At 32.4% G+C, this 8,353-nt stretch carries 8 protein-coding genes and 1 pseudogene; 4 read left to right on the forward strand and 5 right to left on the reverse strand.

Annotated elements, in window-relative coordinates:
* The first annotated feature begins 267 nt into the window (after window positions 1-267).
* The 4 genes from ACJMLO_RS09630 (at window position 268) to ACJMLO_RS09645 (ending at window position 4,742) form a co-directional block, all read left to right on the forward strand.
* Complete coding sequence (locus tag ACJMLO_RS09630; protein WP_405296253.1) at window positions 268-729, forward strand: hypothetical protein; 462 nt, start codon at window positions 268-270, stop codon at window positions 727-729.
* Window positions 730-1,196: 467 nt separating this feature from the next.
* Window positions 1,197-2,717 (forward strand): MFS transporter, encoded by a 1,521-nt coding sequence (locus ACJMLO_RS09635; protein WP_405296255.1) that lies wholly within the window; start codon window positions 1,197-1,199, stop codon window positions 2,715-2,717.
* 445 nt (window positions 2,718-3,162) lie between these two features.
* Complete coding sequence (locus ACJMLO_RS09640; protein WP_405296257.1) at window positions 3,163-3,942, forward strand: hypothetical protein; 780 nt, start codon at window positions 3,163-3,165, stop codon at window positions 3,940-3,942.
* Window positions 3,942-4,742, forward strand: a complete 801-nt coding sequence (locus tag ACJMLO_RS09645) for a hypothetical protein (RefSeq protein WP_405296259.1) — start codon at window positions 3,942-3,944, stop codon at window positions 4,740-4,742. Before ACJMLO_RS09640 ends, ACJMLO_RS09645 begins: the two co-directional genes overlap by 1 nt.
* 155 nt (window positions 4,743-4,897) lie before the next feature.
* On the opposite strand, the gene ACJMLO_RS09650 is transcribed toward ACJMLO_RS09645, so the two are convergent.
* The 5 genes and pseudogenes from ACJMLO_RS09650 to ACJMLO_RS09670 all read right to left on the reverse strand — a co-directional run.
* Window positions 4,898-5,614, reverse strand: coding sequence for a DUF4013 domain-containing protein (locus ACJMLO_RS09650; protein ID WP_405296261.1), 717 nt, complete (start codon window positions 5,612-5,614; stop codon window positions 4,898-4,900).
* Between the two features lie 355 nt (window positions 5,615-5,969).
* A complete protein-coding gene (locus ACJMLO_RS09655) occupies window positions 5,970-6,182 on the reverse strand; it encodes a hypothetical protein (protein WP_405296263.1) in 213 nt (70 codons plus the stop codon).
* Entirely contained in the window at window positions 6,182-7,144 is a 963-nt protein-coding gene (locus tag ACJMLO_RS09660) for a tyrosine--tRNA ligase (protein ID WP_405296265.1), read from the reverse strand. Before ACJMLO_RS09660 ends, ACJMLO_RS09655 begins: the two co-directional genes overlap by 1 nt.
* A gap of 4 nt (window positions 7,145-7,148) precedes the next feature.
* Complete coding sequence (locus ACJMLO_RS09665; protein WP_405296267.1) at window positions 7,149-8,195, reverse strand: 60S ribosomal export protein NMD3; 1,047 nt, start codon at window positions 8,193-8,195, stop codon at window positions 7,149-7,151.
* Between the two features lie 31 nt (window positions 8,196-8,226).
* Window positions 8,227-8,353: pseudogene (locus tag ACJMLO_RS09670) on the reverse strand (translation initiation factor IF-2 subunit beta); the annotation flags it as partial.

Raw genomic sequence — 8,353 nt, forward strand, 5'->3', positions numbered from 1 at the left:
TCGGACTAATCGGGCTGATTCCATATATTGGAGTTTTCATAAGCATTTTTGTAGGAGTACCGTTTATAATCTTGTTTTTATACAGAGCTGTCGGTTTATTATATGCTGATGCATAATATTAAACCATTTTTTTTCTTTTTATTTAGTGATTAATTGAGATAATGATTATGAAAATCATAAATCATATCTTATTGATTGCCAAGTGTTTTCTACTAATCCTAATTTTTATTAATTATAAAAATTAAATTAACTATTAGGAGGTAAATTATGAACAGAAAAATATTTACAGTATTGGTATTGTTGATTGTCGTAACAAGCATAAGTGCTGTATCTGCTTTTGATTTGGGAGATATTTTTGGCCTTGGTGATAAAAACGAAACTGTAACAATTGAAGGAATAGACTTTAATATTCCTGCAGGTTATAAAGAAGATTCTAAAAATACTTTCAATATAATTGAAGGATTTATAAAAGATGGCTATGATTTGGATGGAAAAGTCTACACAAAGGATAACACTGATGTTGGACTGTTTGTTTATAATTACAGTTCTTTAAATCTCGAGGATAATGAGGTTTTAAGCGATTTTGCCAATGAAACTACCATTAATGATGTGGGAGGATTTATTGAATTTGATGATAATGACTATGTTTTTGTTTATACAAAAGATAAATGTATAGTTATGATTGCATCCAATGATAAAAACGTTATCGGCGACTTTTTAATAGCTTAATCAAGCTATTTTTTATTTTTTTTTTAACTTTCCAGATCCATGTCAAATTTTCAATGAATTAAAATTTCCATTTTCTCATTGCATTTTTTTTAATTTTTACACATTTGCCTTATTTTTTAAAAAAAGACTTTTCAGAACATAAAATACGCAGTTTCCTTAAAAAACAGTTTGAATGAAAATTAGGTGAACCTATAACAATTTTGAATTGCATTTTCATTCAACACCAAACCAATGAAAAGTGGACGACTGTACTTCATCAGGATATTCACAGAAATAATGGATGGATGAAAAAAATGAACATCTGAACTAACAAATTGACAAAGCGGACAGTATTACAAAAATATATAAAATATCAAAAATAAAAAATGATAATAGGATATAAAAAAATTAAACATATCCATATGTTAGCATGACAGAAGTAGTTGTGTTTCATATTATAATTTAGAATATTTGGAGGATTAAAAAAAATGAATGAAACAATTAAGGAACAGTCTTGGCTTCCTCTGATAGTGGTTGCTTTAGCTTCCTTTATTATAGCTTTGGACGCAACATTCATGAATGTAAGTATTTCTCAGGTCGTTGTTGATTTGAATACTGATGTGAGTACAATTCAAATGACCATGTCTTTTTATACTCTTATCACTGCTGCATTCATGCTACTCAGTGCCAAGCTTCAGGATATAGTTGGTAAAAAGAAACTGTTTTTAATCGGTACTGCTCTTTATGGTGTCGGTACATTCACCGCATCAATAAGTCCTAGCGCCGAAATTTTATTTTTAGGATGGGCATTGATTGAAGGTATTGCCGGTGCATTAATGATGCCTGCGACAGTTTCTATAATTAGTGGAACCTATTCTGGCGAAAAACGTACAGTTGCTTTGGCAATTGTAGGTGTGATGGGTGCAGTTGCAGCTGCTATCGGTCCGCTCTTCGGTGGGGTCATGACCACCTTTTTAAGTTGGAGATATGGTTTTGCATGTGAATTAATAATTGTTGTACTTATTTTAGTATTCAGAAATAAATTGCCTGATTTCGCACCTACTGAATCTAGAAGTGATTTGGATATTACTGGTTCTATAATTTCATTTATAGGTCTTATTTTATTAGTTCTAGGTATTTTATCCTTATCTAAAGATTTCAATACAAGCATAATTGTAATAATTTTAGGATTAGTTGCATTGGCAATATTTGCATTGTTTGAAGTCAGAAGAAAAAGAAACGGCAAAGTGCCATTGCTTGATATGGAGTTATTTAAAGACAGGAACTTACGTGTAGGAACTATCATCCTCTTGATGGCATATCTTTCAATGGGAGGGGCATTGTTTGCAATTTCTCTCTTCTTACAAAGTGTATTGCAGTTAAATGCATTCAACACAGGTTTAACTACACTTCCATTGACTATTGGTTTGCTAATTTTTGCAGTGGCGGCTCCAAGTTTGTCTGCAAAAATTGGTCACAAGAAACTCATGGCATTAGGAAGTATAATAGCAATCATTGGATGTCTGATTTTAAGCTATCAATTCAGATTGGATACAACAATGCTGGATTTAATGCCTGGAATGTTTATAATGGGTGCAGGACTTGGTTTTTCAATGGCTTTAAGTGTGGATGTTGCATTATTCAATATTCCTAAGGAAGGCCAAAACAATGCATCAGGTATTACTTCAACCGGTCAGTCATTAGGTGAATCAATGGGTACCGCAATCATCGGAATAATTTTGATTCTTGGAGTTATGGGAGGTGTTGGTACTGCAGTCGATACCTATGCTCCGGATCATTCAAACGACCAACAATTCCATGATGATGTTTATAACTACTTCCAAAAAGTGGGTACTATAGACGATATTAAACAGAACAATACTCTCGTGGATGTTGTAAATATCATTATTCAGAATGCAATGGCATTTGTAATGCAGATAACTGCTATTCTGATGGGTATTGTATTAGTCTTGACGTTCCGGCTACAAGATAAAAAGGTTAAAAGTTAATGGGAATTTACTTCTCATTACTTTTTTTTAATTTCTTTTTTTAGAGTGTTTTAATATTTTTAAATTATCTGTAAATTGTATATGCTTTTGATAATGATGGCTGATTGATTTCAGTAATCCTATTTTTATAACCTTTTCATATATGCCACAATTTAAATTCAGATGTGATTTTCAAGATGGTGGCAGTAAATGTCAAAAATAGCATATTAAATTAAAAGAAAAAAAGTAACTATTAATTATTTTGAAGCTGGAATTAAGTATTGGTGAATGTCTTGAGGCTGCACCAAACACATGTCAAATGATGCCTCATGTGCGGTGTTTAAAAGACAATTATTTTTGTCATTAGATTTCTGAAAAAGGGCATAAGTTATTGTCTGTTACTTGCATTTCCGATTCCAAAAATATTAATAATGATTAAAATACAAAAAACTTAATTGGTGAACATATGGAAATATTTACTACTACTTTGCTTCAGTTATTTACTGTAATTAGTATCTTTTTTGTTTTAACCCTATTGGGCAAGGCATTATATAATCAATTAAAAAATAAGTTGGGAAAGTCCATAAATTTTAATGAATTATTGCCTGAAGAGGAAATTCATTCTTTAATACAGGTTTTTTATTTGATTTTAATGGCATTGTGTGTTGTCAATATTTTCTATTCTATTATGGGGGCCCCAAAAGACATATATTATTTTGTGATATTTGACCTTGCACTTTCACTATATTTTGCAATCACATTGGATGTGGGCTCCAAAAAACATAAGGTTGTCTGGTTGTTGTTGATTCCATATGGATCTTTAGCTTATTCCTTATTTGGCGTTAGTTTAGTGATTTTAGCAGATATACTTCATGCTTTAGTCTTTATATATATTGCAAAACTTAATCTGGACAAGTTTATAGAACATACCAATTCAAACGGGTTGGGAATAACCATAATATTGCTGTTTGCAATAATTTTTGGAAGCTTTTTCATAACTCAATATGCCGAAAATGTAAATGCCCTTGACTCCCTTGTAATTGTTTCCAATCAATTCACAGGAAATGGGTATTTTGCTTTTGGAAATACTATTTCCAGTAAACTCAACAGTTTATTGCTGGTTTGGGGAGGATATATTCTTTCAGGAGTTATTGCTGCGACACTAACGGCGGCACTTTTAATCAGGCATTTCAAAAAGGAATTTGCGGAATTAAAAAAATTGATTGATGAAGGAGATGATGAATAATGGTCCTTGAATTGATATTGATTCCTATTTTTCAAATATTGGCTGCAATGGGGATTTTTGCCGTTTTTGTTTATGTCGGCAGATACATTGTTAATAAAGGCAAATTATTTTTCTGTTCTAAAGATTCAAGGATTTTGGATCCTCGGGAATATTTTCCTTCTGAAGAACTATTGTCATTAAAGCAAGTCTTTTATTTGATGATGATATTGCTCATTGTCATGATTTGCTTATATCTTACATTTGATTGGAACGAAAGTTTGATTTTTATATATATTTTGGATATAGTTGTTTCGACATATCTTGCTCTTGATATGGGCAAAGATACACTAAAAGAGAAGCTTCTGTTATTCTTTTTAGTCCCATTTGGTTCTCTAATAGGAATTGTGTTTGGTGACGGCATTATCGTTTTACTTGATATATTCCACATAATTGGATATTTGTATTTCATTAAAGTTTACTATCGCAAATTTGTGAAATATACTGAAAATAACGGATTGGGAATAACTATAGTGTTGTTGTTTGTAATAATCCTTGTTAGTTTTTTATTTACTATTGTTATTGAAGGAGTTTCACCTTTGGATTCTATGACAATGGTTTCCAATGCATTTACAAGTAACAGCTTTGATGCATCGGGAAATACTATAATAGGTAAAATTAATTCGTTGGTATTGGCCTGGAGCGGTTTCATCTTATCTGGTGTCGGTACTGCCACTTTAGCTGTCTCAATAGTCAATAGATATGTTACTAGTCAATTTGATGAAATGAAAGATTTAGTTAAAAAGAAAAAAGAAGACAAGTAATTTCTCATTTAGTTAATTAGTTTAAACCGTTTATATTGCAAAATTGGAATTTGTAGCAGATAACCTCATTATTATGATAATTTTGCAACTGATTTTTTTAAGAACAAGCGATGATTATTTTAAAAAAAAGAAAAAAGAAAAAAAGAGTGGTTTATTTATACGTCAGAGTATAATAAACCAATAACTCTGTTGTAGAAGAATACAAAGTAAACGGAAGCAATACCTAATAAGATAGAACCGATGGTTCCGTTAAGGTTGTTGATGAGACCTATAACGAATACAATGATTGCTATGATAATTACAACAAGAAGAACTGTTGCAATGAGTTTACCAATTCCTACTCTGGATATGTCTCCAATTGCTTCTCCGATAGCTAAAGCATCACCTAAACTGTCGGTTTTTGCTAATCTACATTTGGCCATAAAGTTTGCTAAAGCAAATACGATAAATAAGATTATTCCAATTATTGTAATTAACCAGTTTTGGAGGAAGATTCCTAAAACAAATGTTATAATTACTGGAACAATGTAATAAACGAAAGAAACAATGATTAATTTAATAGCATTTGAAACTTGTCTTCCGATGTCAATTGCTGGTCCATCCGCTCTTCTTTCAATACCGTATTTTACAATGTCTAAACCGTATCCTTCAATCAAGAATAGTACGAGGATAAAGATAATAAGTCCAATAGCGCCTAATCCTGAAAATACAGCGGTGCTAAAACCTGATCCGCCTAAAGCACCTATAAAACTAACTGCTGCTGCTCCTCCGATGATTGCAGCAATTATACCTAAAACTGCATATAAAACTAATGCTTTAATATTTTGTAATGGGTATGCTATAGCATCACCAATTATTTCTCCTATATCCATAAGATTCACCTTTTTAATTTTTTTTTGTTGAAAAACTCAATATTGAGTTATTGATATTTTTAATAATACTATTATATAAATATTATTCAAAATTTCGTTAAATTAATGGGAATAGTCACTAATGTCCAACTTTTTTTAACCAATTGGATTAATGGGGAAAATTATTGGCGATATGTAATTCTATTCATATTTTATCAACTAATATGAGTAATGTTGGCCGAAATATTGCAATTGTTGTATGGGTTATTTTCAAAAGAAGTAATACTAATTAATCGTTTAAACAGGAAAATAAAAAAACAATGAAATCCAAACGGTTCATTGTGTAAAATAGAGGAAATTCAAAATGTAAAGGAGATCATTTGTCTCCTTCAAGTTCTTTTAGTCTTTCACGAATGGCGTTTTCTAAAAATTCTCTCACTTTTACAAGCTCATCGTATTCTCCAATAATTTTTGGTCCGAATTCGGTCTGTTCCAATTTAATGTCGAATTTTTCAAAGGCATGAGCAAGCATCTGTTCACCAACACCATTTGGCAACCCCATTTCAAATTCTTCTTTTTCTTCAACCATTAGTCTTCCTCCATATATTCTCTTACAGGTGCAAAGAATTCAATTAAGAATTCTTTAATTCCATTTTTCAAATCCATTGGATGTAAGTTACCTTCACTGAAGTCTTTAATTAACTCATCATGTGTAAGTTCGATATCTCCACCGAACTTTTCAGGTCTTTTGATAAGTAACGTATCTTGATTTGGGAAAACAAATGTTTCTGCAATTTCTATCATAGGATTTCCGTCAACTTCCCCTTGAGGACAGAAACTTTTCTTGATTTTTTTAGAAATCACTTCGACGGAATCATCGACTGCAATGTAGTTTCCTTTGCTGGAGCTCATTTTTGCATCGCCGTCAAGACCGTGCAGTAATGGGGTGTGAATACAAACAGGAACATTTTCACCAATTTTTTCCAGATTTTCCCTTGCCAACATCTGTATTTTTCTCTGTTCCATTCCTCCAAGTGCAACATCCACTTCCAAGGCTGCCATATCAACTGTTTGCATGATAGGATAAATTACGCTGGCCACCTTTGGATTGTCATCTGCACGACTTACCTGATCCATACTTCTCCTTGCTCTTTTTAAAGTAGTCATTGTAGCTAATTGATAAACTTTATCTGTATAATCTCCTTCTAGTTGAAAAGAAGATCCCAAAATGTATTCTGTTGTTTCGTCAAGGCCTAATGCCTGGAAACATTTCTTGTTGTATTCGGCAGTTTCAGCTATTTCTTCCACGGTTCCCTTTCCATTTAAAAATGCATGGTAATCTGCTAAAAGGATTTTAATTTTAAAGCCTAGGCGTTGTAATTGTTTTAATTTCTGTACAGTTACAGCATGACCTAAATGGATTTTACCTGAAGGTTCATAACCTGTATAAGCTATAGGTTGGTCTTTAGCGAGAACTTCTTTTAATTCTTCTTCATCTATGACTTCTAATGTACCTTCTTTGATTAACTGTATTTTATCTTCAATATTCATTGTATCACTTAATTAATAAATAAATGTTATTATCGATTCTGATAAGCTTTACTTCCTCTCCAGCATTCAAATCCTCGTATTCCTCAACCATATTCAAATCCACAGTTGAATAATCGATTGGATCTAAAATCTGTATAAATTGGGGTGATTTTGAAATAATTGTTGCACTTTCTATGTCTGATGCCTTTTTAACAAGTTCAATGTCTTCCATATTTTTCATTGGAATGTTGTGCTTTTTGTTTGCTGAAATGTCCATGCCCACAACGCTGTTCTTGCTGATGCTTGTCACCTGCATTATTTTATCTTCATATTTTATGAAATCATCAATTTCAAATTCGGGAATTCTAACTGAAATCCAAACACGATAGAGTCCTTTCCCAGTGGACTTGTCTTCGCTTATAAGTCTTGGGGATTCTTTTATTATTCCTCCAAATTCCTCTTTTAGTGCATCTGCAACTTTATGGCCTGATTTAAAGGATCCGATGTAGTAATCATAACCTTCTTTTAGCTTGGCTATTTGCGGACAGTAAGCCAATTTGTCTGTCGCTGATTGTTTTTGCAATGTTCTTTCAACTATTTCATCGGCTTTTGCGTATTCTTCATCTTTTATTTCTCTGTTGTCTGCTCTAAATTGAATTACGGTTTCGTAATATCCGGACTGCATTTTGCTGCAGGTTGGACAAACTGTTTTGAGAATCTTAACTTCAGTGTCATGGGTCTCATCAATCTGTGTTCCATGAACCTTGCCGGCCACTTCAACATAACAATAGGCTATTGTACCTTTGATCTGGTCGATTTCAAGGTTAATGATTTCATCTTCCACTTCATCAGCGGTCTTTATGTTTCTTTCAAGTGCACGGTAGATTATCTCTTCTTCAGGAATGAACTCATCACTCCATTTGCCCTCTTCTAGTTTACTATTGCAGTGGCTGCAAATCTGAACTTCAATTCTTTTTGGAATCTCAATCATTTGAAATTCCTTTAAAAAACAGTCTATACAAATGTCTCCGACCATTTCTTTATCAGTACTTCCACACTCAGGGCAAAACATGGTATCTGTAAAAATAAGTAAAAAAGTAGAATTATAATGATTTTAAAGGTGCTGTTGCACCGCATGCAGCACATTTAAGTAAGAATATTCTACCTTCTCTGATGATTCTTGTATCCGGTCTGTTACATTCATGACAGATTACGTATTTGTCCACATAA

Origin of the sequence: Methanobrevibacter sp. (assembly GCF_045120835.1) — an archaeon.
In the GTDB taxonomy this organism is placed as follows: domain Archaea; phylum Methanobacteriota; class Methanobacteria; order Methanobacteriales; family Methanobacteriaceae; genus Methanocatella.

Coding starts and splice junctions, on each gene's coding strand:
- ACJMLO_RS09630 (WP_405296253.1), top strand. CDS start 268: ATGAACAGAAAAATATTTACAGTATTGGTATTGTTGATTGTCGTAACA.
- ACJMLO_RS09635 (WP_405296255.1), top strand. CDS start 1,197: ATGAATGAAACAATTAAGGAACAGTCTTGGCTTCCTCTGATAGTGGTT.
- ACJMLO_RS09640 (WP_405296257.1), top strand. CDS start 3,163: ATGGAAATATTTACTACTACTTTGCTTCAGTTATTTACTGTAATTAGT.
- ACJMLO_RS09645 (WP_405296259.1), top strand. CDS start 3,942: ATGGTCCTTGAATTGATATTGATTCCTATTTTTCAAATATTGGCTGCA.
- ACJMLO_RS09650 (WP_405296261.1), bottom strand. CDS start 5,614: ATGGATATAGGAGAAATAATTGGTGATGCTATAGCATACCCATTACAA.
- ACJMLO_RS09655 (WP_405296263.1), bottom strand. CDS start 6,182: ATGGTTGAAGAAAAAGAAGAATTTGAAATGGGGTTGCCAAATGGTGTT.
- ACJMLO_RS09660 (WP_405296265.1), bottom strand. CDS start 7,144: ATGAATATTGAAGATAAAATACAGTTAATCAAAGAAGGTACATTAGAA.
- ACJMLO_RS09665 (WP_405296267.1), bottom strand. CDS start 8,195: ATGTTTTGCCCTGAGTGTGGAAGTACTGATAAAGAAATGGTCGGAGAC.